Below are 25858 nucleotides of genomic sequence, written 5' to 3'. Positions count from 1 at the left end.
GATCAGCGCGCGCGCCATCTCGCGGTCACCCGAGGGCACCGGATGGTCGGGCGGCTTCATCGGCGCATAGAAGGCGGCGCGTGTCATCGGCCGGTCCCGCACAGCGCGTGCAGCCGTGCGGACAGCCGGGCAATGCCGGGATCCATGTCGAACTCGTGCACCAGCCGGTAATAGGCGGCGTCGGCCATGCGCGCCATGCGCGGCGGATCGGCGGCCAGGTCGGCGATGGCGGCGGCCAGGTCCTCGGGCCGGTCGGGCACCAGCAGGCCATGCGTGCCGGTTTCGATGAATTCCGGGATCGCCGAGACTGGCGTCGACAGGATCGGCAGCTTTTGCGAGGCCGCCTCCATCAGCACATTGGGCAAGCCGTCGCGGTCGCCATCGGCGGCAATCCGGCTGGGCAGCACGAACAGGTCGGCGGCACGCATCGCCGCGATCACCTGCGGCTGGTCGCAGGCGCCGCGCCAGTCGATCCGCGCGGCGATACCCGCCGCGCGCGCGGCCTCGGCCAGCGCCGCCTTCAGTTCGCCGCCGCCAATATGGGTCCAACGCCAGTCGAGTTCGCGGGGCAGCAGGCTCAGCGCCGCGATCAGCCGGTCAAAGCCCTTCTTCTCCACCAGCCGGCCCACCGACAACAGATGCAGCGGCGCCCCGGGCAGGCGTGCCGGCCGGTCCGGCGGGGCCGGAAAGCGCGACAGGTCCAGCCCGTGATAGATCAGGCTCACCCGCGCCGGATCCTCGGCCAGATCGCGCAGATGCGCGGCACCGAAGGCGGTGCAGGTGGCGCCGAAACTGGCCCCGGCGGGCTCGGCCGACAGCTTCTCGCGCAACTCCCAGTCAGGCGTGGTCCAGATGTCCTTGGCATGGGCCGAAAAGGCCCAGGGCAGCCCGCGCATCACCGCCGCATAGCGGGCGACCGATGACGGTGTGTGCAGGAAATGGGCATAAAGCGCCGGCGTCGCAGCCGGCAGTTCCGTCGCCAGCACGCAGGCCTGGCCAAAGCGGCGGGCGCGGTTGCGGCTGCGGCCGCGCCGGTAATCGGCGCGCCAGATCCGATAGGCGGCGCCAAAGCCGGGCAGGCGGCGCGCGGCGCGCCAGCCGCGCCAGACGCGGGCGGGTTCCTGGTGCAGGTATTCCGGCAGATAGCGCACCGGTGCCTTCAGCCGGTCATGCAGCGGATGCCGCCGCGTATCGGTGGGAAAGCGCAGCGACCACAGCGCCAGGTCATGCCCGGCCTGTTCCAGCGCCACCAGTTCCTGCGCGATGAAGGTTTCCGACAGGCGCGGCCAGCCCTTCACCACCACCACAAGCGGTGCTGCCTTCCCGGTCATTATTTAACGGTCCCTTGACGCGTTGCCTGAGTCTGCTGCCAGTCGTTGTATGACTGCTTCGAGCTTTTGACCTTCCACTCTAACCGCCCATTACTGTTTCGGTCCAATATGACCGCCGCTGCCGCCGAAGGACTGTTAAATGGCCAAGGTCTGGCAAATCGCAGCCGGTGCGCGTCAGAAGTGATCAGCACTTCATCAGCGATCAGCTTTTCTTTCAGTCCACCATAACTTTGCTGTACATAGCCTGTCCCGGTTAGCGCTTCGGAGCCTTCAAGAACGATGAATTCGCCATCTTCCTCGACCGCCGTAGCCTGCACCCCGCTTTTGTGTCGGATTTCAAACTGGACCACGCCGGTGGTGCGTTCCTCGACTGGAGTGGTGGATAGTGTAACCGCGCGGGGCTGCGGTTTGAGCATATCCAGTCCTATTACGGGCAGGATTATTCGAAGATTTGCGAGGAATTGCTCCATATTGGCAATGTCGGCTTCGGGTAACCTTCGACGGCTTGTGTCGGGCTGGGTACCGTTATCGAGCTTCACCCGGCCGGCGTTGGCGGTTAACTCGATGAGTCGCGCCTCAAGATATTCCGCATGTCCCTTGGACAAATCATCATCGCTGGTTGTTACTGCGATGGCTGTCTCCCAGAATTCGCGTTTCTCAGCACTTTGCTTGATCCGATCCCGTACGGAATTGGCCGAGCCGATATAAACGCGCGAAACACCTTGTTCATTGGGATCAGGACCGTTGAGGACATAAACGCCCGTACGATCCACCTCTTCTCGGTTGGTAAGGCTCGCGAAGGTCGACTGGCTAGATACAAGAACCATGCCCGTCCAGCCGTGGATAGTGGCCTTGCGCAGGCCGGTGGGTTTGCCATCGACCAGAAAAAGCTGAATGGTACGTCCAAAAATCTCGCCTGCGCTCATTCCGCCGCCTGTCCGACCCGTCCTGACAGCAGCGTGGCGACGCGGCTGGTCACGTAGTCCAGCCCGCCCATCAGGTTGCCGACGGTCGCCTTGCTGGGCTCGGTCTGGAACGGCAGGTTGCGGATGGCCTCGATCATCGCCTGCGGCGTCAGCCCGTCGCGGAATTCGTCCAGCATCTTGACCAGCCCCAGTTCTTCCGCGCGGCTGGCGCGGATATGTTGTTCCAGCCGCGGGGTGGTGCGCGGCACGATCACCGCCCGCTTGTCAAAGGACAGCACCTCGCAAAAGGTGTTGTAGCCGCCCATGCAGATCACCCCCAGCGCGCCCGCATAAAGCGCCTCGATCCGCGATTCAAAGCCGACCGCCGTCACCCGCCCCTTCAGCGCCGCGACACGTTCTTCGAAATCGGCGCGGATCTCGCCGGACAGGAACGGGCCGTAAACCAGGATGGCGCGGGGCGACAGGGTCGGGTCGGCCTCGTAGGCCGACAGCACCAGATTTACCATCGCCTCGCCATCGCCGCCGCCGCCCGGCGTGACCAGGATATAGGGCTGTTCGGGCGTCTCGGCCGGCAAGGACAGCGACCGGCGCAGATAGCCGGTCCAATGCATCCGCGCCCGCAGCGCGTCAGACAGCGGCAGGCCCGCAATCGGGTCGTAGACCGATTGTAGGCCGTAGATCCAGATTTCGTCGTAATAGGTCTCGGTCGCCTCGACCGCCTGCTTGCGCGCCCATTCGGCGGCCAGAACCTCGGGTTCGTCCAGCACGTCGCGCAGGCCCAGCACCAGCTTGGCCCGGCCCGCCGCGCGCAGCATCTCCAGCGTCGGCAGCAATTCGCCCCGGAACCCGGTGGGCTCCTTGTCGACGATCAGGATATCGGGGTCGTATTGCCGTGCGGTCGAGCGGATCAGCCCGGCGCGCAGCTCGGCGGTTTCCTCGATATCCATGCCCAGCGTCTGCGAGATATACGAGCCGTCATGCCGCTTGGTGACACCGGGCAGGCGCACATGGTCGACCCGCGCGGGAAAATCGAACCGCCCGGCCACCGGCGATCCGGTCAGGATCAGCGCCGAAGCGGCCGGGTCGGCGGCGGTGATCGCCTGCGCCAGGGCCCGCGAGCGCCGGAGGTGGCCCAGCCCGAAGGTGTCATGGCTGTACAGCATGACACGGGGGCCTCGCACCGGCTGAACGTCGACGTCCTTGTCGGACTCACCCCCCCTCATGCCGGAACCCCGCTACCCCGGCGGGCCTTCTGCACATTGTCCGGCTGTGCCGCCATATCTTGCCCTTTGCCCGTTCCGTGCCGGTCAGCCGGCATGCAATATGGCTTTGCGTTTCCTCCGGGCCGCCGAGTCCCATATCCGAGACCCGGCCGAACGGCGGGGATGTCTTGCGCCCCGACTATCGAAATTGGCGGGATTTGAAAACCGAAAATCGGTTTCCGGGGGCCTCAGCACCCGGTGCCGTGTCGCGCTTGCCGATTGCGCCGTCAAATCCGCTCCTATAGCTTTTTATCGCATCGGAACGGCACGGGCGGGGTGGCAATGAGACAGGGCGCGATACTGCGGGCATTTTTCTTTGTGCTGGCCTTCCTCTGCCTGTCGGCCGCCGCCTTTGCCCAGGACGAGCCGGCCACTTCTCGAACCGACGAACTGTCCCAGGCCATCCGTGACGCGGCCGAGCGCGGGGTCAGCGTGATCGTGATCGATTCCGAGGGCAATCTGATCCGCTCCGGCCGCCCCGAGGAACCGCCGGCGCCGGCCGAAGTGCTGGCCGACCCCGGCATGGAGGACGCGTCTGAACTGTTGAAGGCGCAGACCCAGGTGCAGAAGTTCCGTGAAACCCTGTCAAATCGGCTGGAGGCGCTGCCGGTTTCGCTGAACGAGGTGCGCTATATCCTGCGCGCGACCAGCCCCGATGGTCGCATCATGACCTATGTCGAGGCGCTGGTCTGGACGCTGGTTCTGCTGCTGGCCGCGATGCTCCTGACGGTGCAACTCTATGCCAAGCGGTTCCTGCGCGGTTTCGTCGTCGGACGCATCCTGGAAGCGCCGCAGGGCTATCGCGAAAAGATGCCGTTCCTGGTGTTCCGCTTCCTCATGGGGATCAGCGTCACCATTGTCGCGATGATCGTCGCCTATGCGATGAGCCTGATCATATTGGGCAGCACCGACGACATCTCGATGCAATTCACCTTCACGGCGATCTATGTCGCCTTTTTCCTGTCGCGCACCGTGTCCGACATGTGGCGGATGATCCTGTCGCCCTTTCTCAGCCAGTACCGGATCCCGCATTTCTCGGACCGGGATGCGAAAAAGCTGTATTATTGGGCATCGACGCTGGCCACTATCGACGTGATCGCCATCGTCTTCAGCACCTGGATTCACGATTTCGGGCTGAATTACAACGTCTATGCCATCCTCTACGGTGCCATCACGCTGTTTGCCGCGGTGCTGAACGTCCTGATGGTTCTGTTCAACCGTCGTGCGATCACCTTGGCGATCTGCAATGGCCAGCCGCGCGAACAGCTGCCCTGGGTGGTGCGCGCGGTCGCCGTGGCCTGGGCGCCGCTGATCATCGGCTATGTGATTTTCGGCTGGTTCGAACTGGCCTTCGACCTGGTGCTGGAACAGTCGCAATCGATCCCGATGATCGCCGGCGCCTATGGGGTGATGATGTCGATCATCATCGTCTATGGCGGGATCAACTACCTGATCGAGCGCTATTTCGACCGCTCGATCGCGCGCAACCGGATGAACGCCGATATGGAGGCGCGCGACGCCGAAGAAGATCAGCGCGAACCGATGCCCGAGCGGCCGGCGATCACCACCTATGAACAGCTGGCGCGGCGGGTTGCCGGCATCCTGGCCTTCGTCGCCGGCAGCTATGCGCTGCTGCGGATCTGGGATCCGGGCAATACCGTGATGAGTGAATCCTTCATCGGCCGCGGCCTCGATGTCGTGACCATCATCTTCATCGGCTATATCGTCTATAATTTCTTCCGCATCTGGATCGACAGCCGCATCGCCGAAGAGGGCGGACCGGCTGAGGCGGTGGGCGAGCCTGGCGACGAGGGCGGCGGCGCCAGCGTCAGCCGCCTGGGCACATTGCTGCCGCTGTTCCGCGGCGCCATCCTGGCGGTGGTCGTGGTCTCGATCGTGCTGATCGTGCTGCTGGAACTGGGTATCAATGTCAGCCCGCTTTTTGCCGGGGCCGGGGTTGTCGGCCTGGCGGTGGGCTTTGGCGCGCAGACGCTGGTGCGCGACATCTTTTCCGGCGCCTTCTTCCTGATCGACGACGCGTTCCGCAAGGGCGAATATATCGACATCGGCGAGGTGAAGGGCACCGTGGAAAAAATCTCGGTCCGCTCGTTCCAGCTGCGCCATCATCTGGGCGCGCTGAACACCATCCCGTTCGGCGAGATCAAGGTGCTGACCAACTATTCCCGCGACTGGGTGATGATGAAGCTGCCGCTGCGGGTGACCTATGACACCGATGTGGAGAAGGTGCGCAAGCTGATCAAGAAGCTGGGGCAGCAATTGCTGGAAGACCCGGTGATCGGCGAGAATTTCCTGCAACCGCTGAAATCGCAGGGCGTGATCGAGATGCAGGACAGCGCCATGATCATCCGGGTCAAATTCATGACCAAGCCGGGCGATCAATGGCTGGTGCGCAAGAAGGTGTATGAAGAGATCCGGGAGCTGTTCGCGCGCGAGGGCATCCGCTTTGCCCATCGCGAGGTGACGGTGCGGCTGGCCGACAGCCGGACCGAGGATCTGTCACCACAGCAACGCGAAGCGATCACCGGTGCGGTGCAGGCCACCATCGACGAAGAGGATATGAACGGGAACGGCGGCGGTGGCCGCGGGGATGATCGCTAGGGCGGGCCGAATGGTGCTGTCGCGCCGGAGGCTGGCAAGGGCGAGGCCGGGCTTCAGCCGAAGGTGAAGAGACCCGCGTTGATGCTGCTGGTCTGAACATCTTCCAGGATAATGGTGTCGCCACCATAGTCGATGATGGTGTCGCCCAGCGATCCGGTGATGTCCAGATCGTCAAATCCAAGCCCGGGGCGTTGGATCCAGATTTCGTCGCGCAGCGGGTCGAAATCGAAAATCCGGTCCTGCCCGTCACCTTGGGCGAAAAAGAAGCTGTCGGCTCCGCCGCCGCCGCCAAGCACGTCATTGCCCTTTCCGCCGGTCAGCTTGTCGGAACCGGCGCCGCCGACAAGCCTGTCCTTGCCCAAATCGCCTTTGAGCGTATCCGCGCCCGCGCCGCCAAACAGCCTGTCGACGCCATTGCCCCCGAACAGCCTGTCGGCGCCAGCGCCCCCCTTGAGCGTGTCCTGCCCGGCGCCACCCGCCATCGCGTCGGCGCCGCCCTCGCCCTCCAACAGATCGCGGCCTGCACCGCCGCTCATCATATCTGCGTTGTCGCCGCCATACAGCGTGTCGTTGCCACCCCCTCCGGACAGCATATCCTCGCCATCGCCGCCGTCGATCAGGTCGTCGCCGCCATTCCCATTGACTGAATCGTTGCCCGCGCCGCCGCCGATGCTGTCGATACCAGCACCGCCCAGGATGCGGTCGTGTCCGGCGGCGCCGTTCAGGTTGTCATCTCCCTTGCCGCCCTCGATGCGGTCCTTGCCGGCACCACCGAAGATCTGGTCGTCGCCCGCCTGGCCCAGCAGGTCATCGGTGCCTGAGCCGCCATCGATCCGGTCATCGCCGCTGCCGCCAAAGATCGAATCTGCGCCGCTGCCGCCATTGATCCGGTCGTCACCGGCTTCGCCGCGCAAGGTATCGTCACCGCCATACCCGAGAATGCGGTCAGCCCCATCCCCGGCGCGGATGCTGTCGGAGAAGGTTGCGCTGCCGCGAACGCGGTCGTTTCCGTCCAGCGGGACGATGTTGACCAGATATTGCGTGTCGCCTGCGAAGGAATCGGTTGCCGGCAGCGCCAGGTCGGTGATCGAAACGGCAAGGTTGCCGCCCTGCATGTAAAGCAGCGACGCGATACTGCGATTTGACACGGTGCCACCAGTCTGAACCACCAGCGTGTCAAACCAGTCCGAACCGGCAAGAAGGTAGGTATCGGCGACCGAGCCGGGAATCGACTGCTCGATGTCGTTGCGCGTGGCGCCTTGCGCCAGAGCACCCTGCGCCAGATCATACAGGGTCGAGGCTTGGGTGATGTTCAGGCCCGGCGCGTAAAAGATGTGAAATCCCGCGGGGCCGGGGGCGATGTCCAGCCCGCCCGTGGCGGTGTCGAAGACGCGAATGTCTGTCAACGGCTCACTCTCTCGGTGGAATCAATCCAGAGTTGTGCAACCCTAACCGCTTGCACCGATCTGGTCTAGCGTGCCGGACGGGTGATCACCTGCCCGGTTTCCGCCAGGACCACAGGCTTGCCCAAGCGCGCAAGAAGCGACGCAAAACTGTGCCCAAGGGATCCGCAGGTGCACAGCGATTGCCCGGTGGCATCACTGGTCAGCACCAGCCGCGCCCCTTCGAATTTCAGGCCGAAACCACGTTCGGCGAGCCCCATTGCCAACCCGTACCAATCGCGGGCCGTGGTGAACACCAGGCTCAGATGGCAGGCCAGGGTGATCGCGGTTTCACTGTCCAGCGCGGTTTCCTTGCTGCCCCGCTGGCGCGCAGTCCAGATCACGGGCATCGGCCGGTCGGGGAGGGCGGCGGCAGGCATGGCGGATATCGGTTGCATCTCTGATCTCCTTGGCCCCAGGGGGTTTGCCCGGGATCATGGTGCAGGATGCGGCCCGGGTCTGTGATGTGTGTCACAGCACCCGGGCGCGCGGGCGTCAGCCCAACGTGGTCTTGGGTATAAGGCGGCCGGTATCGGCCATCACGTTGGGTTTGCCCAACCGGTGGGCCAAGCTGGAAAAGCTGTGGCCGAGCGACGCGCAGGTACACAGCGACAGGCCGGTCTGTTCATTTACCAGGGCCAGGCGCACACCTTCGAAGCGCAGGAAGAAGCCACGATTGGCCAGGGTGTGCAACAGGCCGGACCAGCTGGTGGCATTGGCGAAGGCGTCGTTCAAATGGCAGGCCAGGGAAATGGCCGATTCACTGTCCAGCGCGCTTTCCCGGCCGCCGCGCACCCGGTCACACCAGACTGTCGGCATGGGCTGGTTCACCGTCGGCGGGAAATCTGCACGCTTGGGGGCACTCATAACAACCCTCATGGGAACACCTCATTAACGAAACAGTGTCAGTCTATCTCGCCGATAAGGGCGTCGCGAAGCACGGAAAAGCGTGATTCAGGGCGTTTTTGTGCAGCTTTCGTAAAAGTTTATGTGCCCCCGGGTGGGATTGTTGCGGCTGGGTTGACGACGCGCGTTTGCAGGGGCGCGGCCTAGCTGCGATAGGGGTCCAGTGAGTCCCGTAAGCCATCGCCGAGAAAGTTGAAGGCCAGAACCACCACGATGATCGGGATCATCGGAATCGCCGTCCACCAGTAGATCTCGACATTGGCCAGGTTCTGCGCGTCGTTCAACATCACCCCCCAACTGACCGCGGGGGCCCGCAGACCCAGGCCCAGGAAGGACAGCGCGGTTTCGCCCAGGATCATCGCCGGGATCGACAGCGTTGCCGAGGCGATCAGGTGCGACATGAAATTGGGCAGCAGGTGGCGGCGGATCACCCGCCCCGACGAGGCGCCCATCATCTCGGCAGCGCGGACGAATTCCTCTTCGCGCAGCGACAGGAACTTTGCCCGCACTGACCGGGCCAGCCCCGGCCAGTCGAGGATGCCCAGGATCACCGAAATGATGAAGAACACCGCCACTGGTCCCCAGTTCGACGGCACCGCCGCCGACAGCGCCAGCCACAGCGGCAGTTCCGGCAGCGAGCGCAGGATCTCGATGGCACGGTTGATCACCCAGTCCAGCGGGCCGCCGAAATAGCCCGCGACCGAGCCGAAGAAGATGCCCAGCGCGAAGGACACGGTGATGCCGATCAGCCCCACGGTGAGCGACAGCTGCGCGCCATAGAGGATGCGGCTGAACACGTCGCGGCCCAGCCGGTCGGACCCCCAGATAAAGATGGTTGCGCCATCTGGGACGCAGAACAGGTGCCGGTCGGTTTTGATCAGGCCGGACAGGTAATAGGGCTCGCTCTTGCAGAAAAACTGCAGCTTCACCGGGCGGCTGGTATCCGGCTTGAACTCCCACTGGAAGGTTTCCAGGTTCGCCTCGGAGGTCATCGGATAGACATAGGGGCCGATAAATTGCCCCTCGTGCCACAGATTGATGCTTTGCGGCGGCGAATACAGATGCTCGGCATGGCGCAGGTTGGGCGGGTAGGGGGCGATGAACCCGGCAAAGGGCAGCATCAGGTAGGACAACAGCAGGAAAATCCCCGAGATCAGGCCCAGCCGATGCTGGCGGAACTGGCGCCAGATCAGCAGCCAGGCCGGCGCGTCCAGATCCTTGCGTTCCAGTGTCTGAATGCTGATCTGCGGGTCATAGGGCGCGTCATCGACATAGCGCCCGTCGGGCAGGCGGGTCATGTCTCGCGGCTCCCATAGCGGATGCGCGGGTCAAGCAGGGCCAGCAGCACATCGGAAATCATCGTGCCGATCAGCGTCAGCAGCGCCACGAACATCAATACGAACCCGGCCAGGAACTGGTCTTGCGTCTTCAGCGCGGTCAGCAGGGTTGGCCCGATGGTCTGCAGGCCCAGCACCACCGAAACCAGCACCGAACCCGACACCATCGAGGGCAGCAGGTTGCCGATATCGGCGACAAACGGGTTGAAGGCCATGCGCAGCGGGTATTTTGCCAGCATCCGCGGCGGGCTCATCCCCTTGGCGATGGCGGTTTCGACATAGGGTTTGCCCAGCTCGTCCAGCAGGTTGGCGCGCAACCGCTGCATCATCGCCGCCGCGCCCGAGGTGCCGATGACGAAGGTGGGCACGATCAGGTGGATCAGGATCGATTTCACCTTGTCCCAACTCATCGGCGCGCCTTCATATACCGGATCCATCAGCCCGCCGATCGGCAGGTTGAACCAGCGGTGGCCGTAATAGAACAGGATCAGCGCCAGCAGGAAGTTCGGCGTAGCCAGCCCCAGATAGCCGACAAAGGCGGAAATGTAATCGACCCAGGTGCGCGACTTGGCGGCGGCAAGAATGCCCAGCGGCAGCGCCACCAGATAGACGAACAGCACCGCGGCCAGATTGACCAGCACGGTCAGCCACAGGCTTTCGCCAACGATTTCCGACACCGGGCGATCAAATTCGAAAGACCAGCCGAAATTGCCCTGCAGCAGCCCGAAAAACCCTTGCGGGCCGGGGATGAAACCGACCCAGATCAGGTATTGCTGCCACAACGGCCGGTCCAGCGCGTATTCCGTGCGCAGGAATTCGGCCCGCGCCACGCCCGAGGTCTGGCCGGTGGCGCGCAGTTCGGCAATCTGATTGCTCAGGTAATCCCCCGGCGGCAGGTTGATGATCATGAAGATCAGCGCCGACACCACCAATAGGGTCAACAGCATCGTCCCCAGGCGATAGAGCGCATAGCGCAGAATTGCCATCAGTTCGACCTGCCGTCCTCGAACCAGAATTCGTCCATCCGGTGGATGCCGAAATGCGCGCCGGGATCCCAGGCCCAGATCGCCTGTTCCGGAACATTGCGCAGCCGGTTCGACACCACCACCGGCTGCGGTGCCTCGGCCAAAATGCCGATGCCGAAGACATTGTCGGCATGGATCTTCAGCATTTCGCGCCAGATTGCGCTGCGCTCGTCATCGGTGGTGGCACTTTCCCATTGCGCCGACAGCTCCATCAGCCGTTGGGCCGGTTCCATGTCAGGGGGTTCGCCGGCCTTGCCGCCGGTCTGGTAATGCTGCCCCCATTTCGGCCAGGCAAAGAATTCCTGGTGCCGTGGCGCCAGGTAGTCGGGCGAGGTATAGGGCTGGGGAATCCCATTGTCCCAGCCATACCAGACCGCGGCCATGGTCGTTCCCGCGAAGATGCGGTTGCGCAGGATGTCCCGGTCCAGCGGGCGCATCACCAGCTTGACGCCGATATCGCGCCAGGTGTCGGTGACGATCTGCAAGGCGTTTTCAACCTCCTGCCGCTCGCCAGCGGTTTCGACAACCAGTTCCATCGGCCGCCCGTCGGGCAGCAGGCGGATGCCGTCACTGCCGCGCGAATCCAGGCCGGCCGCGTCCAGCAGCGCGTTGGCCTGGTCGGGATCAAAGGCGGCCCAGGCGGCGCGATTGGCCTCGTCGAAAAACGCGCTTTTCGGCAGCACCGCCATCGCGCCGGGCTTGGCCAGCTTGAAATAGAGCGCCCGGTTGATGGTCTCGCGGTCGATCCCCAGCGACAGCGCCCGGCGCACCCGGACATCGCGCAGCAGCGCGCGCCAGACCGGATCTTCGTAATTCAGGTTGGGATAGATCGCGATCTGGCTGGCGGTGCCATTGGCCCACAGCAGGGTGCGATAGCCGCCGTTTGCCTCGCCCTTGCGCAGGATCGGGATGTCGCGAAAATCCAGCCCGCGCGCCTGCAGGTCGGCCTGGCCGGCATTGGCTTTGGCCGCGACCAGCCCGCCGCTGACCACCTCCATCTCTACCGTGTCGATATAGGGCAGCTGCATCCCCTGCATGTCGAAACGGTGGAAATAGGGGTTGCGCTGAAAGTTGTGGCGGATCTTCTTGCCATCGCTGGCATTCACCCAGGGCTGCAGCGTCGGCAAGTCCGGATTGTCAAAATCATACATGTTGTCCAGCTTGTTGTGCAGCGCTGCCCAGTTGCGGACCCTGGCGTCGTCCACCACCGCGGCCAGCTGCTCGGGATCGGTATAACTGGCGTGAAACTGCTTCATGAAATGCGCCGGGCGATAGATGAAGGGCGGCCGCGCCTGTGCCAGCGTCTGCAGGAAATTCGGGTTCGGCGCTTCCCAGGCAAAGACAACCGTCTGCGCATCGGGGAAGCTGACCGTCGGATACCGCCCGCCCGCGCGCAGGAAATCCGGCGGGCCGGATGGGCTCAGCATCTCGTTATTTGCCACGTCCTCCCACCAATAACGGAAATCTTCCGAGGTGAAGGGCGCGCCGTCGGACCAGCGGTGGCCCGGGCGCAGATGCAGGGTAAACACCCGGTTGTCGTCATTGTCGACCGAGGCCAGCAGGTCGGGCACCAGGTCGTAATTCTGGTCATAGCAGACCAGCCGGGCATAGCCGTAGACCACCATCATGCGGATGTCCTTGTCGCGCGCGACAAAAGTGCTGAGCGTGCCGCCCGGCGTGCCATAACTGCGCCCGCGCGCCTCGAGATCGACAAACAGCGGCTGTTGCGGCGCGCGCTCGGCGACGGGGGGCAAGTCGCCCCGGGCCACCGCGTCGGCCAGGACCGGGGGGTCCTGCAGCACCGGTGCGGCGCCGAGGGCGGTGGCGGCGGTGACAAGCAGGGCGGTGAAAAGCGAAAGCAGTTTAGACATGGCAGCGTACTTTGTGACGGGGTTCCAAAGCGTTCAGCGCCGGGGCATCGGTCTCCGAGAACCGGAAGGCTTCCGGCCAGGTGTCCGGGCTGCCCGCGCCGAGCGCGACAAGTTTCAGGTTGATCGGGCGGTTGATATCGGGCGTCGGCTGCGCCGCGATCAGCGCCTTGGTATAAGGGTGTTTGGGGTTGCGAAACAGAATGTCGGGCGGCGCCTGTTCCACCACCAGCCCCTGCCGCATCACCGCGACCTCGTCGGCAATCCGCGCGACCACGGCAAGGTCATGCGAGATGAACAGATAGCTCAGCTTCAGGCTGTCGCGGATCTCTTCCAGCAGGGTCAGGATCTGATCCTGCACCGACACATCCAGCGCCGAGGTCGGCTCGTCACAGACCAGGAGCGACGGGTCCAGCATCAGCGCGCGGGCAATCGACAGGCGCTGCCGCTGACCGCCGGAAAACGCGTGCGGATAACGTTGCAGCATCGACGAGGTCAACCCGACGCGCCGCAGCATCTCGGCGGCGCGGTCGCGCCGCTCGGCGCGGGTGCCGATCCGGTGGATGTCTAGTGGCTCGCACAGCGCGTCGAGGATGCGCATCCTGGGGCTGAGCGAGGAATAGGGATCCTGGAACACCATCTGCGCCGCCCGCTGGAACGCGGTGCGCTGGGCGCGGGTCATGTCGTGCACGGTGATCGGCTCGTCATGCGGATGCGCCCGGAACAGCACCGCGCCGCCCGGATCGGGGCGTTCGGCGCCCAGCGCGATGCGCGCCGCCGTGGTCTTGCCCGAGCCGCTTTCGCCGACGATGGCCAGGGTTTTGCCCCGCACCAGCGACAGGTCGACGCCGCGGCAGGCATGCACCAGCACCTCGGTCTTCCAGCCGTTGCCCGCACGCATGCGAAAGGTTTTCGACACCGCGTTCATGCTGAGGATCAGATCGTCGCGCATCGGTTTCGGCACCGCGACGGGATGCGCCGGAATCGCCGGCGCCGCATCAAAGAGCTGCCGGGTATAGGCATGTGCCGGCGCGTTCAGCAGCGGCGCGGCGGCGCCGGCCTCCATCACCCGCCCCTTGTGCATCACCACCACCTGCTCGGCCATGTTGGCCACCACGCCCAGGTCGTGGGTGACCAGGATCATCGCCATGCCGGTGTCGCGCTGCAAATCCTTCATCAGGCCCAGCACCTGCGCCTGCGTGGTCACATCCAGCGCGGTGGTGGGTTCATCGGCGATCAGCAGGTCGGGCTTGGCGACGATGGCCATTGCGATCATCGCGCGTTGCCGCATTCCGCCGGACAGTTCCCAGGGATAGGCGTGATAGGCGCGTTCGGGGTCGGGAAAGCCGACGCGGGCAAAGGTCTCCAGCACCTCGCGGCGGGCAACCTGCGCGCTCATCTGCCGGTGCAGCCACAGCACCTCGCTGACCTGGTTGCCGATCCGGTGCAGCGGCGAGAGCGAGCGCATCGGCTCTTGAAAGATCATCGACACGCGGTCGCCGCGCAGCGCCCGCATGGCGCGTTTGCCCAGCTGGTTCAACTCGACCGGGCCCGAAGTGCTGTTCAGCAGGATGCGGCCGCTGGCAATCCGCGCGGCGCGCGGCAGGATGCGCAGGATCGCCCGGCAGGTCACGGTCTTGCCCGAGCCGGATTCGCCCACCAGGGCCAGCGTCTGTCCCGGCTCGACCGCAAAGCTGACTCCCTGAACGACCGGCGCATCGCGGCCGAAGCCGATGCTCAGATCGTCCACTGTCAACAAAGGGGCCATGTCCGTCCAATTGCCTCGTGCGTCGCGCGCCCAGCAGTCGCACCGCCATGCCGGGCTACCTTCGCTTGCGCTCGCCCCGGTAGTCAAACATCAAATGAACAGTTCTGTGAACACTACGTGAAATCACCGGGGTATCCGCTACACATTGTACGAAGGATTTGGCATGACAGGCCACCGGATGAAGGAGCCTGCCGCATGACCCGCCTCGACCTGTTTATCGACCGCATGGTTTCGCAACGCGCCTGCCTCGACCATGCCATTGCCGAGACCGCGTTGATCGATGGGCCGGTCTTCGAACTGGGGCTGGGCAACGGACGCACCTATCACCACCTGCGCGAGCGGATCGGCGATGCGCGCCCGATCTATGTTTTCGAACGGGCGATCGCCTCGCATCCGGAATCGACGCCGCCGGACGAACGGGTCATTCTGGGCGACGTGACCGAAACGCTGCCCGCAACGCTGCAGCGGTTCGGCCCGGTGGCCAGCCTGATCCACGCCGATCTGGGTGGCCACAATGCCCAAAAGAACGACATCTTCGCGCGCAAGGTCTCGCCCCTGATCGAGCCGCTGCTGGCGGAGGGCGGGATGATGGTGTCGAGCGACCGGATGTATTTCGACACACTTACCGAAATGCCGCTGCCCGGTGGCGCGGTGCAGGGGCGCTGTTTCATCTATCGGCGCTGACACCCCGCGCGACAGTGTCGGTTCATCACCCGAGCTGTCCCAGAACCGCGGCCGGACGTGAACAGCGGTCAGGTGCCGCCATGCTGGTGCCAAGCGGTGGGCGCGTGACGCGGTGACGCCAAGCCGCGCGGGCATTGCAGCCAGGTTTCGGGCTGCCGCCACAGAAGGCAGCGCCAATCGGCGCGATTCGACAGCGCCGATCAGACCCAATATATGTAATGTTGTAGAACTGATTTTGGCCCTATTTTATGAATATATGCCCAATTTTCGCGAAAGAAATTGACATATATTAACAGGTCTCGTACTGGTTGCCGCGACTTGGGCGGAGGACCTAGGAGGATTATTTGCTTTCTAGCAGTCGAGCGAAGCGGGCAGGAGGTGTTGGCCCGTGTGCCGGTTTGGACGGTAAATCGCGACTTGCAGCCTCTCCACCAAGAAGCGCCCTTCGGCGTGTCACACCGGCAGGTGCACTTGCGCCCGTCGGCCGTCATCGCCGCCCGGCGACACCAAAGAGACCATGGCTTGAATAGCCGAACCTTGGGAATGAGAGTATGAGCGATTGGATCTTGTGCGACGAAACGCGCGAAAAACTTAAAAAGGTGTCCACGGCTTCCGTGGCAACCGCGCTGTACAAGCGCGGGCTGCGCAACCAGTTCGTGCAGGGCGTGGTGCCGGTCGAGCGCAAGCCGGTGACGATGGTCGGTCAGGCCTTCACCCTGCGCTATATCCCGGCGCGCGAAGATCGCAATCCGATCGAGGTTTTCCGCGATCGCGGGCACAAGCAGCGCGTGGCGGTCGAAACCTGCCCCGCAGGCCACGTGCTGGTGATGGATGCCCGCAAGGACAGCCGGGCCGCCACCGCGGGTTCGATCCTGGTTAGCCGCCTTGCCATGCGTGGCGTGGCGGGCGTGGTGTCCGATGGCGGCGTGCGCGACGCGGCGGGGATCGGCGCTTTGGACATGCCGGCATATTTTGCCAATCCGTCGGCGCCGACCAACCTCACGCTGCACGAGGCGATCGATATCAACGTGCCAATTTCCTGCGGCGACGCGCCGGTGTTTCCGGGCGACGTGATGCTGGGTGATGGCGATGGGGTGATGGTGATTCCGGCGCATCTGGCCGATGAGATCGCCGAGGAATGCACCCAGATGGAATCCTTCGAGGACTTTGTGCTCGAGCAGGTCGAAGAAGGTGCTGCAATCATCGGTCTCTATCCGGCAACGGACGAGGCCAATATCGAAAAATACAACGCATGGCGTGAGAAGACGGGCCGTTAATATGACTTACACACCACATGGAAACCACCTGATTGCAGGTGAACAGATTGGTTCGGATGCACGGTTCGAGTCGTCTCCGGCCACGGGATCGGCTTTCGAGTTCTCCATCGGCTCGCCGGATCTGGTCGCCCAGGCCTGTGCGGCGGCCAGCGCGGCTTTTGCCGGGCTCGCCGCAACCACCCGCGAGCAGCGCGCGACGCTGCTGGAGACCATTGCCGACGAGATCGATGCACGTGGCCCGGCGATCACCGAGGTCGGCAGCGCCGAAACCGGCCTTCCCGCAGCCCGTCTCGAGGGCGAGCGCGGCCGCACCACCGGGCAGCTTCGCCTCTTTGCGCAATGCATCCGCGACGGCAGCTATCTGGATCTGCGCCACGACAAGGCCCTGCCGGACCGCCAGCCTCTGCCCCGCCCGGATCTTCGGATGATGCAGCGTCCGGTTGGGCCGGTTGCGGTGTTCGGCGCGTCCAATTTCCCGCTCGCCTTTTCTGTTGCCGGTGGCGATACCGCGGCTGCCTTGGCCGCGGGCTGTCCCGTCGTCGTCAAGGGGCACAGTGCACATCCCGGCACTGGCGAGATCGTCGGCGATGCGATCGTCGCCGCGCTGGCAAAGCTGGGAATGGATCCGGGAATCTTCAGCCTTATCCAGGGCGGCAATCGCGCGGTGGGCGAGGCGCTGGTCACCGACCCCCGCATCAAGGCCGTCGGCTTTACCGGCAGCCTGGGTGGCGGGCGCGCTCTGTTCAACCTGTGCGCGGCGCGGCCCGAGCCGATTCCCTTCTTCGGCGAGTTGGGCAGCGTGAACCCGATGTTCGTATTGCCGCAGGCCGTTTCGGCGCGGGGGGCTGACATCGGCACCGGCTGGGCAGGCAGCCTGGCGATGGGCGCCGGCCAGTTTTGCACCAATCCCGGAATCGCGGTGGTGATCGATGGGCCGGAGGCCGACGCGTTTGTCAGCGCCGCGCAAGAGGCTTTGAAAGCCCAGGATGCACAGGTCATGCTGACCGATGGCATGGCCGCCGCCTATCGCGACGGGGCGCGCCGCGTCGGCGAGGGCAAGGGGGTCACCGCGCTGCTGACGAGCAGCTGCGAAGGACGCTCGGCCTTGCCGTTCCTGTTCGAGGTATCCGCTGAAAGCTGGCTTGAAGATGAAGAGCTTGGCGAAGAAGTGTTCGGCCCGCTCGGCCTGGTGATTCGGGTGAAGGACGCTGCGCAGATGCAGCAGATTGCCCGGGCTTTCAAAGGTCAGTTGACCGCCACGCTTCAGATGGATGCCGGTGACATCGACCTGGCCCGAGAGTTGCTGCCGGTGCTCGAAAGCATGGCAGGCCGCGTGCTGGCCAATGGGTTCCCCACCGGGGTCGAGGTGTGCGACTCGATGGTGCATGGCGGGCCGTACCCGGCAAGCACGAATTTCGGCGCCACCTCGGTTGGGACGCTGTCGATTCGTCGTTTCCTGCGTCCGGTCTGCTATCAGAACCTTCCCGAAGAACTTCTGCCGACGGATTTTCTGAACGGCTAACGCCGCACTGAAGGTGCCTTTACAGGCCCGCCAATCGCGATTTTCGCGGTTGGCGGGCCATTTGGTTTTTGGGGGGCTTGAGGTATTACAAAAGTGAACAGGTATGTTGGGTTTGTGCCCAAATTCGGCCGAAAATATACTAATTTGACTTCAAATTTGTGTTGATTTGTAAAATTATTCCAGTAGGGTGTCACGAGTTCTCAGGGGCGCGCGGTGCAAGCTGATCGCCAAGAGAGCTTCGATTGGGGAGTGAAAAGGAGGGAGTTTTCGGTCGCATCGATGCCAGGCGGTCCTGGTTTGCGTGGCGCAATGTCTTAACGCGCGTCGCGTAAATCTTGCCTCTGCCAGCGCATGATCGGATGCGAATTCAAGGCCGGGTGCGAACTCGCGTTGCCTTCCCAAGCGGACAACCACATCGAATCATCCGGTGCAACCACGGTTGCACTGGTCTGGTTGGCTGACTCCTTCAGCCAGCTTTAACTGAATGACCCCATACTGTGGAGGAGGAATAGGTCCATGTTTCTTGACGGATTGAAAAGCAAGTTCATGCTCGCGCTGGGCGCTTGCATTCTAGGCACATCGGTCGCTGCGGCGGATTACCCGACCCGTGACATTCGACTGATCGTTCCGTGGCCTGCCGGTGGCGGCGCCGATGCAATCTCGCGCAAGATCAGCAATATCGCCGAGCAGGAACTGCCGAAATCCATCTATGTGGAGAACATCGCCGGCGCGGTGACTGCCACCGGCCTGATCCAGATGACAAACGCGCGCCCCGATGGGCACACCGTTGGCGTGCTGACATATGACAGCGTCATCACCCTCCCGCGCGGGCAGATGGTGCCTGGCTACGGCCTGGAAAACATGGAGCTGATCGCTCGGATCACCAGCGAGGCAGATGCCATTGTCGTGTCCAAGCATTCGGGCATCAACAGCTTTGAAGAGCTGATCGAAAAAGCCAAGGCCAACCCCGGCCAGGTCCGTCTCGGCGTCGCGCCGAAAGGCTCCGGTCCGTATCTTTCGGCCAATCAGCTTGAAAAGCTCCTGGATGTCGATTTCAACGTGATCACCTATGTCGGGGCTTCCTCGGCCGAAGCCGAAGCGCTGCTGTCGGGTGAACTGGACGCCGCGATTTCGAGCCTCGGTGATTTCAGCGGGATCATCGAATCCGGCGATGCCAAGGGCGTGATCGAACTGACCTCGGTCCAGAACATGACCTACACGGATGTGCCGACCATCAGCTCCAAGGGCTATGATCTGCAAACCGGCTCCTTCATCGTGCTGGCTGCGCCCAAGGGCACGCCCGAAGACGCCGTCGCGACGTTGGAAACCGCTTTCAAATCGGCATATGACAGCGAAGAATTCCAAAGCTGGCTGGCGCAAATCGGTGTGACCCCGGATTGGCTGGGTTCCGATGGTGTGAATGCCTGGGTTGAAGAACTGCAGACCAACACCTTTGCCCTGATGGATGAACTGGGCCTGTAAGGCGCAGGATTTTGCAGACCCCCCGGTCCCGGTGTGGGGCCGGGGGGCTGCTGTACCTGAGGCGGGCGGTACTGGCCGACGGGATCGTGACAGCTCGGTCCGTCTTGGAATAGCTCCATCAACGCCCGATCGCGCAGGCATGGCGAAACACCATCCTGCCCCGGTGCGCAGCCAGCAATGGCCGCCCAACGCTTCCCCCATGTCTGGAGAAGAAAATGCTCCTAAACAGGCAACTCCTCTTTCTGTTCGCGATGCTCGCAGTGTCGGTCGGATATCTCGTTTCAGCTCTGAGCCTCGGGGCACCGGTCGGCGAGAGCGGTTTGACGCCGTCATTCTTCCCGATCATGGTCGGGGTCGCTGCGATCATCTTCTCAAGCATCCTCATTCTGCAGAAACTGCGGACCAAGTCTGATGAGGATCAGGACGAGACCCCGTCGAGCTATACGCATATTGGCGTTGTTGTCGCGGTCTTCGTCTATATCCTGGCGTTCCGGCCAGTGGGCTATTTCATCTCTTCGACAGTCTTCGTCTTCGCGCTGATCCTGCTTTTCTCCTCGTTCGAGAAGCTGTTGCAGAAGGCGTTGATTTCGGTCGCGATCGTCGTGATCGGCTATGTCATGTTCCAGCAATTGTTCGGGGTCCGGCTCCCGACGCCGTGGGAGTGATCGATGGATTTCATTCTTCTCGTCCTCAACAGTTTCAGCCTGCTGCTGGACCCCTTCAACCTGACCTATGTGGTGCTTGGCTTCATCATCGGCACCGTCTTCGCGGCCATTCCGGGGCTGACCGCCACGCTGGCCATGGCCTTGTTGTTGCCGCTGACCTATACGCTCAGCGTTGAAACCGCGCTGATGGCCTGCGCCAGCATCTACATGGCTGGCATGTGCGGCGGCAGCATCACCGCAACCACCATCAACATTCCCGGCGCGCCGTCTTCGATGATGACCGCGCTGGACGGCTATCCTTTGCAGCAACAGGGCAAGGGCGCGCTGGCGCTCGGGCACGCTGCGCTCGGTTCGATGTTCGGCGGCGCCGTCGGTGCTCTGCTGCTGATCGCGGTTGCACCCTTCGTGGCCGAGCTGTCGCTGCTGGTCAAAACAACAGGAAAATTCTCGCTTCTCGCCTTCGCCCTCATCGTGGTGGTGATCGCCCAGCGCGGGCGGATTCCGCAGGCCGGGCTTGCGGCCTGCATCGGGCTGATGCTGGCCACGGTCGGGCTCGACGCGATGGAGCCGGTCACGCGCTTTACCTTTGGCAATGCCAACCTTACCGCGGGCATCGCGCTGATGCCGGTGATCATCGGCACCTTCGCCATCGCCGAGGTGCTGACCCAGGCCTATTCCCATACCGACATCAGTGCCGCCACGGCCGCCGCCGACAAGGTGAAGATCCGCCGGCGCGATTTCCTGCCGCCGCTCTCGGACATCCGCCGGATCGGCTTTGCCACCTATTTCAAATCCTGCCTGATCGGCTATTTCGTCGGCACGCTGCCCGGCGCCGGCGGCTCGATGGGCTCCTTCCTCGCCTATACCGAGACCGTGCGCACCTCGAAGGAGCCGGAGACCTTCGGCAAGGGCAACCCGGCCGGCATCGTCGCCTCGGAAAGCGCCAACAACGCGGTCTGCGGCGGTGCCATGGTGCCGATGCTGACCTTCGGCATCCCCGGCGATCCGATCACCGCGATCATGCTGGGCGTGCTGGTCATCAACGGCATCCAGCCGGGGCCGCAGCTGATGTCGGACCAGGCCGGGCTGATCGCGCCGATGCTGGCAGCCCTGCTGTTCAGCGCCGTGCTGCTCATCCCGTTGACGCTTTGGGCGATCGGACCCTACTTTATCAAGATCGTCTCGATCCGCCGCGACGTGCTTTATGCGGTGATCGCGCTGTTGGCCGTCGTCGGCAGCTTTGTGGCCACCTATTCCACCTTCCAGATGTTCATGGCCCTGGCGATGGGGGTCCTGGCCTTCTACCTTCGCCGCAATGGTTTTCCGGTGATTACCATGTTGTTGGGCTATATTCTGGGACCCAATCTGGAAGAGTTCCTGCGCCGCTCGCTGGCCTTGTCCAACGGGGATCCGACCACCTTTTTGACCAATCCCGACAGCCTGTTCTTCGTTGTGCTGACGCTGATTTTTGTCTACTTTCTGGTGATCCGGAAACCCGCCGAACTGAAGACCGCGACCAGCGACAACCAGGGAGGCTGAGGGTGCCTCACTCCTTGGGGGTGAGAGGTTGAACGCGCTCGGCAATGTGACCGCATCGCGGTTCCGCTGGCGCCAAAACGCCAGGGCGCTTACCACTGGCAGGGCGACATCGGCTTTTCGGTCGGTGGAGCCCTGCAAAGGTTGACCCGAAGGAGACCACGTTGTCTGAGACCAAGCGTTTTTTGTTGGCGGACCAGGTTTACGAACAGCTTCTGGCAAAGATCCTCAACGAGGAATTTCCGGTCCATAGCCGCCTGCCGGCAGAAGAGGAACTGGCCCAGGGGTTTGGGGTCTCGCGGCCGGTGGTGCGTGCCGCGCTGTCACGACTGCGCGATGACGAAATCATCCAGTCCCGGCGCGGCTCGGGCAGCTATGTTCTGCGCCGGCCGGATCGCCAGGTGATCAGCTTTGCGCCGCTGGAATCGATCTCGGACGTGCAACGCTGCTACGAGTTTCGCGCCGATGTCGAAGGCGCCGCGGCGGCATGGGCGGCGCGGCGGCGCGACGAAGAAGACCTCGCCGCCATGGAAAAGGCCTATAAGGTGCTGGAAGACGCCTACACCCAGCGTGAACTGGGCGTCGACGCCGATCAGATGCTGCACATCGCCATCGCGCGGGCATCGAAAAATCCGTTTTTCAGTTCGGTGCTCGAATCCCTCGGCGATCAGATCGCCTTCGGCGTAAAGCTGTCACGCTCGCTCACGATGCTGGATGCGCCGACCCGGCAGGAACTTGTTCTCAGGGAACATCGCGCGGTTCTCGAAGCGATCCGCTTGAAGCAGCCGGAGGTGGCTCAGGCAACCATGCGCCACCATATCACGGCCGCCAAAGAACGTATGTTTGTCGGCACCAAGGACAGCTGAGAGGCCAGCCGCGCCGCCGCGGGCCGCGGCACGTCACACCTTTCGGCGCATGGTCAGCGAGGTCGGCCGGTCAAATCCCGGATGCGCGGTTGTTCCCACCCGGACAAAGCCAAGCCGCGCAAAGGTGGCGTGGTTTTCCACCAGTTCCACCCGCGTCTGCAGCTCCAGCGCGGGCAGGCCCAGCGCTCGCGCACGCTCGACCGCCAGTGCCACCAGCCGCGCCGCCAGCCCCTGCCGGCGCAGGTCGGTGCGCACCGCGAGCTTGCCGAGATAGAGACAGTCGGGTTTCGGCGTCAGGAACAGGCAGGCCACCGGCGGCACGCACAGCGACCAGACCTCGCCGCTGGTACAGTGCCGGGCGATCTCGTCCAGCGTCAGCCGGTGCATCGACGAGGGCGGATCGATGCGGCCGTCCATATAGGCAAAGCTGTCGCGGATCAGCTTGAGCAGGGCGGGCAGCGCCGGGTCGTCCGGCGCGTGGCGAACCGGGGGCAGGGCAGGATCCATGCGCGCTCTCCGAAATGCGTCTCAAATCCAATCCGTAAGCCCGCTGTTAACCGCCGTCACGCGAATATGCCCCGGCAACGCAAAAGGGGTTGAAATGCATGGTCTGATCAACCGGGCGGTCCAGACATTTGTCTGCCGCACCTACGGCGGCGAGTGTTGGCGCCGCGCGGTCGGGGTGGCGGGGTTCGACAGTGCCGAGTTCGAGGCGATGCTGGATTACGACGATTCCCGGTCGCTGGCGCTGGTCGAGGCGATCTGCGCCGAACTGGGCCGGCCCCGCGCCGAACTGCTGGAAGATCTGGGCACTTATCTGGTGTCGCATCCGCAATGCGACCCGGTGCGCCGCCTGCTGCGCTTTGGCGGCGTCACCTATGTCGATTTCCTGCATTCGCTGGACGACCTGCCCGGCCGGGTGCGGCTGGCGGTGGCGGAACTCGACCTGCCGGGGATGGAGCTGCGCGAATACGGGCCGGGATTCTTCAGCCTGACCTGCCAGCCCGGTCTGCCGGGGTTTGGCAGCGTGATGATGGGTCTGCTGCGGGCGATGGCGGATGATTACGGCGCGCTGGTGATGCTGGACCATCGCGGGCGCAACGACGGGCGCGAGGTGATTTCAATTGCCCTTGTCGATACCGCCTTTGCCAAGGGCCGCGCCTTTGCGCTCGGGGCCGGGGAATGACCGCGCCCGCGGCCTTGATGCCGCAGCTCAGCCCGGTGCTCGACCGGCTGTGCCCGATGCACCTGCGCCTGGATGCCGGGGGCGGGATCGCCGGCGTCGGACCGACCCTGCGCAAGCTGCGTCCGGGGCAAGGTCTGATCGGCCAGCCGTTTTTCGAGCTGTTCGAGTTGCGGCGCCCGCGCGCGGTGGGTGCCCTGGCGGATCTGCTGTCGCGGCCTGCGGCCGAGCTGCATCTGAAATTCCGCGACCCGCCGGAAACCGCGATGAAAGGCGTGATCGCGCCGCTGCCGGCGGGCGGTGCGGTGATCAACCTGTCCTTCGGCATCTCGCTGTTCGAGGCGGTGCGCGCCTATCGCCTGACCGGCGGTGATTTCGCCGGGACCGAATTGGCCATCGAAATGCTGTACCTGATGGAGGCGAAATCCGCCGCGATGGCAGTGTCGCGGCAGCTGAATGTCAAGCTGCAGGGCGCCCGCATCGCCGCCGAGGAACAGGCCTTTACCGACACGCTGACCGGGCTCAGGAACCGTCGGGCAATGGATCACGTGCTGGACCGGTTGGTGATCGCCGGCCGGGCCTTTGCGCTGATGCATCTCGATCTCGACCGGTTCAAGGCGGTGAATGACACCCTGGGCCACCCGGCGGGTGACGCGGTGCTGCGCCGGGTGGCGCGGATCATGCTGGAGGAAACCCGCAAGACCGACACGGTGGCGCGGATCGGCGGCGACGAATTTGTCATCATCCTCGACCAGCTGGTCGATCCCGTGCGGCTGGACCGCATGGCGCACAGCCTGATCGCCCGGATCCAGGACCCGGTGCCGGTCCAGGGCCAGACCGCGCGGATTTCCACCAGCATCGGCACGGTGATCTCAGAGGGCGAGGCCACCAGCGCCGCGCAGGTGCTGGGCCAGGCCGATCAGGCGCTTTATGCCGCCAAGCGCGCCGGCCGCGGCCGGCACCTGTTCTACCGGCCCGGGATGGCCATGCCGCCGCCCGAGGGCGCGGCAGAGGCTGGCGGCTGACCGCCCGCGCCGGAACGGAAGGCTTGCAGGTCCCAAGCCCGCCGGAATAGGGTCAACCCATTGGAAATCCGGCCCTTGCGGTGCGGCCCTAACCGGGCCGGCCGCGCCGGGGGCGGCAATCAATTGGGTACCATGCGGCTTGTCATCGCGATCCTGGCCTTATTGCTCGTGCTCGCGACCGGGGCCTCGGCCTATCTGTTGCTGCAGGCCTGTGGCGTGCGCCTGCCGCTGACCGGCACGGTGATCTCGGTCTGCGAAAGCGACCAGGCCCAGGCCCTGCGCACCGATCTGGCCACCACCGTGCAGGCCAATCGCGATCTCGAGGCGCAGGTCGCGCATCTGGAACGCGAACTTGGTCTGATGATCTGTACGGCTGAACCGCCGCCGCCCCCGCCGCCGCCTCCGCCACCTCCGCCACGCACGCCCAGCGGGCTGGAGCCGGATGCGTTTGACGAGGGCGACATCTCGGTGATGGAGGGATGCTGGCAGCTGTCCTCGGATTACGACGTGCGCGACATCCGGTCGTCGCGGGTGACCCGCTTCCGCTATTGGCAGATCTGTTTCGATGCCAATGGCAACGGCCGCGAGGAAATGCGCGCCACCGATGGCACGCGCTGCCGCGGTTCGCTGTCGGGCCGGCTGAGCAATGGCCGGCTGACCATGCGCGAACCCGGCAATTTGCAGTGCGACAACGGCTCCGAGATCTTCCGCCGCGACATCACCTGTGCGCTGGATGCGCGCGGCAATGCGAACTGTGATACCTATCAGCCTGAAATCAACGGCCGGGGCAGCGCGGTGCTGCGCCGGGCGGGAAGGTAAAGCGAATGGCCGATCATTTCCTGTCCAAGATCCGGGTGGCGAACAGCGATTTTGCCGAACATGGCGGCCGCGCCGTGCTGGACCAGTATGACCGCCTGCGCGCGCTGCTGACCGAACGCGCCGGGCCCGAAGTGGCCGATCTGTTTGCCGAGCCGCTGATCAGCCGCGGCAATGACACCGCCCCGGCCACGGTGTCATGGTACGCGGCTCAGCCGGGCGAGGCGCGGCCGCTGGAAAACCTGCCGCCGGCCGAGCGTGAACAGGCCGAACGCTATCTGGCCGATCACCTGCGCCCGCTGCGGGGGCTGGCCGGCG

At 64.1% G+C, this 25858-nt stretch carries 22 protein-coding genes and 1 pseudogene; 12 read left to right on the top strand and 11 right to left on the bottom strand.

What is annotated here, in order from left to right; all coding sequences use genetic code 11:
* Positions 1–83: 83 nt before the first annotated feature.
* The 3 genes from CVM52_RS12950 to CVM52_RS12940 are packed head-to-tail and all read right to left on the bottom strand — an operon-like array spanning position 84 to position 3480.
* Complete coding sequence (locus CVM52_RS12950; RefSeq protein ID WP_100162917.1) at positions 84–1331, bottom strand: glycosyltransferase; 1248 nt, start codon at positions 1329–1331, stop codon at positions 84–86.
* A complete protein-coding gene (locus tag CVM52_RS12945; RefSeq protein WP_100162916.1) occupies positions 1331–2257 on the bottom strand; it encodes a GIY-YIG nuclease family protein in 927 nt (308 codons plus the stop codon). The genes CVM52_RS12950 and CVM52_RS12945 overlap by 1 nt, the downstream gene beginning before the upstream one ends.
* Entirely contained in the window at positions 2254–3480 is a 1227-nt protein-coding gene (locus CVM52_RS12940; protein ID WP_100162915.1) for a glycosyltransferase family protein, read from the bottom strand. The genes CVM52_RS12945 and CVM52_RS12940 overlap by 4 nt, the downstream gene beginning before the upstream one ends.
* A 321-nt stretch (positions 3481–3801) precedes the next feature.
* On the opposite strand from CVM52_RS12940, the gene CVM52_RS12935 reads away from it, so the two are divergent.
* Entirely contained in the window at positions 3802–6138 is a 2337-nt protein-coding gene (locus CVM52_RS12935; protein ID WP_100162914.1) for a mechanosensitive ion channel family protein, read from the top strand.
* Between the two features lie 53 nt (positions 6139–6191).
* Here the strand turns inward: CVM52_RS12935 and CVM52_RS12930 are convergent, their stop codons facing one another.
* The 7 genes from CVM52_RS12930 to CVM52_RS12900 all read right to left on the bottom strand — a co-directional run bounded on the left by CVM52_RS12930 (position 6192) and on the right by CVM52_RS12900 (position 14484).
* Entirely contained in the window at positions 6192–7544 is a 1353-nt protein-coding gene (locus CVM52_RS12930) for a calcium-binding protein (protein WP_100162913.1), read from the bottom strand.
* Positions 7545–7609: 65 nt separating this feature from the next.
* Complete coding sequence (locus CVM52_RS12925; RefSeq protein ID WP_133119842.1) at positions 7610–7978, bottom strand: hypothetical protein; 369 nt, start codon at positions 7976–7978, stop codon at positions 7610–7612.
* 97 nt (positions 7979–8075) lie between these two features.
* Positions 8076–8447, bottom strand: coding sequence for a hypothetical protein (locus CVM52_RS12920; protein WP_133119841.1), 372 nt, complete (start codon positions 8445–8447; stop codon positions 8076–8078).
* 182 nt (positions 8448–8629) lie between these two features.
* The gene (locus CVM52_RS12915; protein WP_100162910.1) at positions 8630–9784 is read right to left on the bottom strand and encodes an ABC transporter permease; all 1155 of its coding nucleotides are present in this window, start codon (positions 9782–9784) and stop codon (positions 8630–8632) included.
* Positions 9781–10809 (bottom strand): ABC transporter permease, encoded by a 1029-nt coding sequence (locus CVM52_RS12910; RefSeq protein ID WP_100162909.1) that lies wholly within the window; start codon positions 10807–10809, stop codon positions 9781–9783. The genes CVM52_RS12915 and CVM52_RS12910 overlap by 4 nt, the downstream gene beginning before the upstream one ends.
* Complete coding sequence (locus tag CVM52_RS12905) at positions 10809–12719, bottom strand: ABC transporter substrate-binding protein (RefSeq protein WP_100162908.1); 1911 nt, start codon at positions 12717–12719, stop codon at positions 10809–10811. Before CVM52_RS12905 ends, CVM52_RS12910 begins: the two co-directional genes overlap by 1 nt.
* Positions 12712–14484, bottom strand: a complete 1773-nt coding sequence (locus CVM52_RS12900) for a dipeptide ABC transporter ATP-binding protein (RefSeq protein ID WP_100162907.1) — start codon at positions 14482–14484, stop codon at positions 12712–12714. The genes CVM52_RS12905 and CVM52_RS12900 overlap by 8 nt, the downstream gene beginning before the upstream one ends.
* A 195-nt stretch (positions 14485–14679) precedes the next feature.
* On the opposite strand from CVM52_RS12900, the gene CVM52_RS12895 reads away from it, so the two are divergent.
* The 7 genes from CVM52_RS12895 (at position 14680) to CVM52_RS12865 (ending at position 22516) form a co-directional block, all read left to right on the top strand.
* Positions 14680–15168: a class I SAM-dependent methyltransferase gene (locus CVM52_RS12895; protein WP_100162906.1), complete on the top strand. Its 489-nt coding sequence runs from the start codon at positions 14680–14682 to the stop codon at positions 15166–15168.
* Between the two features lie 551 nt (positions 15169–15719).
* Positions 15720–16445 carry a ribonuclease activity regulator RraA gene (locus CVM52_RS12890; RefSeq protein ID WP_100162905.1) on the top strand — a complete coding sequence of 242 codons (726 nt, stop codon included), beginning with the start codon at positions 15720–15722 and terminating at the stop codon, positions 16443–16445.
* A gap of 1 nt (position 16446) precedes the next feature.
* Complete coding sequence (locus tag CVM52_RS12885; protein ID WP_100162904.1) at positions 16447–17967, top strand: aldehyde dehydrogenase (NADP(+)); 1521 nt, start codon at positions 16447–16449, stop codon at positions 17965–17967.
* A gap of 516 nt (positions 17968–18483) precedes the next feature.
* On the top strand, positions 18484–19449 hold the full coding sequence (locus CVM52_RS12880; protein WP_100162903.1) for a Bug family tripartite tricarboxylate transporter substrate binding protein: 966 nt from the start codon (positions 18484–18486) through the stop codon (positions 19447–19449).
* Between the two features lie 215 nt (positions 19450–19664).
* On the top strand, positions 19665–20114 hold the full coding sequence (locus CVM52_RS12875) for a tripartite tricarboxylate transporter TctB family protein (RefSeq protein WP_100162902.1): 450 nt from the start codon (positions 19665–19667) through the stop codon (positions 20112–20114).
* A gap of 3 nt (positions 20115–20117) precedes the next feature.
* Positions 20118–21653 (top strand): tripartite tricarboxylate transporter permease, encoded by a 1536-nt coding sequence (locus CVM52_RS12870; RefSeq protein WP_100162901.1) that lies wholly within the window; start codon positions 20118–20120, stop codon positions 21651–21653.
* 161 nt (positions 21654–21814) lie between these two features.
* Positions 21815–22516 carry a FadR/GntR family transcriptional regulator gene (locus tag CVM52_RS12865; protein ID WP_100162900.1) on the top strand — a complete coding sequence of 234 codons (702 nt, stop codon included), beginning with the start codon at positions 21815–21817 and terminating at the stop codon, positions 22514–22516.
* A gap of 33 nt (positions 22517–22549) precedes the next feature.
* Here the strand turns inward: CVM52_RS12865 and CVM52_RS12860 are convergent, their stop codons facing one another.
* A complete protein-coding gene (locus CVM52_RS12860; RefSeq protein ID WP_100162899.1) occupies positions 22550–23023 on the bottom strand; it encodes a GNAT family N-acetyltransferase in 474 nt (157 codons plus the stop codon).
* A gap of 94 nt (positions 23024–23117) precedes the next feature.
* Between CVM52_RS12860 and CVM52_RS12855 the strand changes: the two genes are divergently transcribed.
* The 4 genes and pseudogenes from CVM52_RS12855 to CVM52_RS12835 form a co-directional block, all read left to right on the top strand.
* Positions 23118–23702, top strand: a complete 585-nt coding sequence (locus CVM52_RS12855; RefSeq protein ID WP_100162898.1) for a heme NO-binding domain-containing protein — start codon at positions 23118–23120, stop codon at positions 23700–23702.
* Positions 23699–24724, top strand: coding sequence for a diguanylate cyclase domain-containing protein (locus tag CVM52_RS12850; RefSeq protein ID WP_240620953.1), 1026 nt, complete (start codon positions 23699–23701; stop codon positions 24722–24724). The genes CVM52_RS12855 and CVM52_RS12850 overlap by 4 nt, the downstream gene beginning before the upstream one ends.
* 132 nt (positions 24725–24856) lie before the next feature.
* Entirely contained in the window at positions 24857–25543 is a 687-nt protein-coding gene (locus tag CVM52_RS26895; RefSeq protein WP_172720992.1) for a hypothetical protein, read from the top strand.
* Between the two features lie 5 nt (positions 25544–25548).
* A pseudogene (locus CVM52_RS12835) lies at positions 25549–25858 on the top strand (S1 family peptidase); the annotation flags it as partial.

Origin of the sequence: Pseudooceanicola lipolyticus, from assembly GCF_002786325.1 — a bacterium.
In the GTDB taxonomy this organism is placed as follows: Bacteria; Pseudomonadota; Alphaproteobacteria; order Rhodobacterales; family Rhodobacteraceae; genus Pseudooceanicola_C; species Pseudooceanicola_C lipolyticus.
The sequence above is the reverse complement of the archived record's forward strand: the minus strand, read 5'-3'. Positions and strand labels throughout refer to the sequence as shown.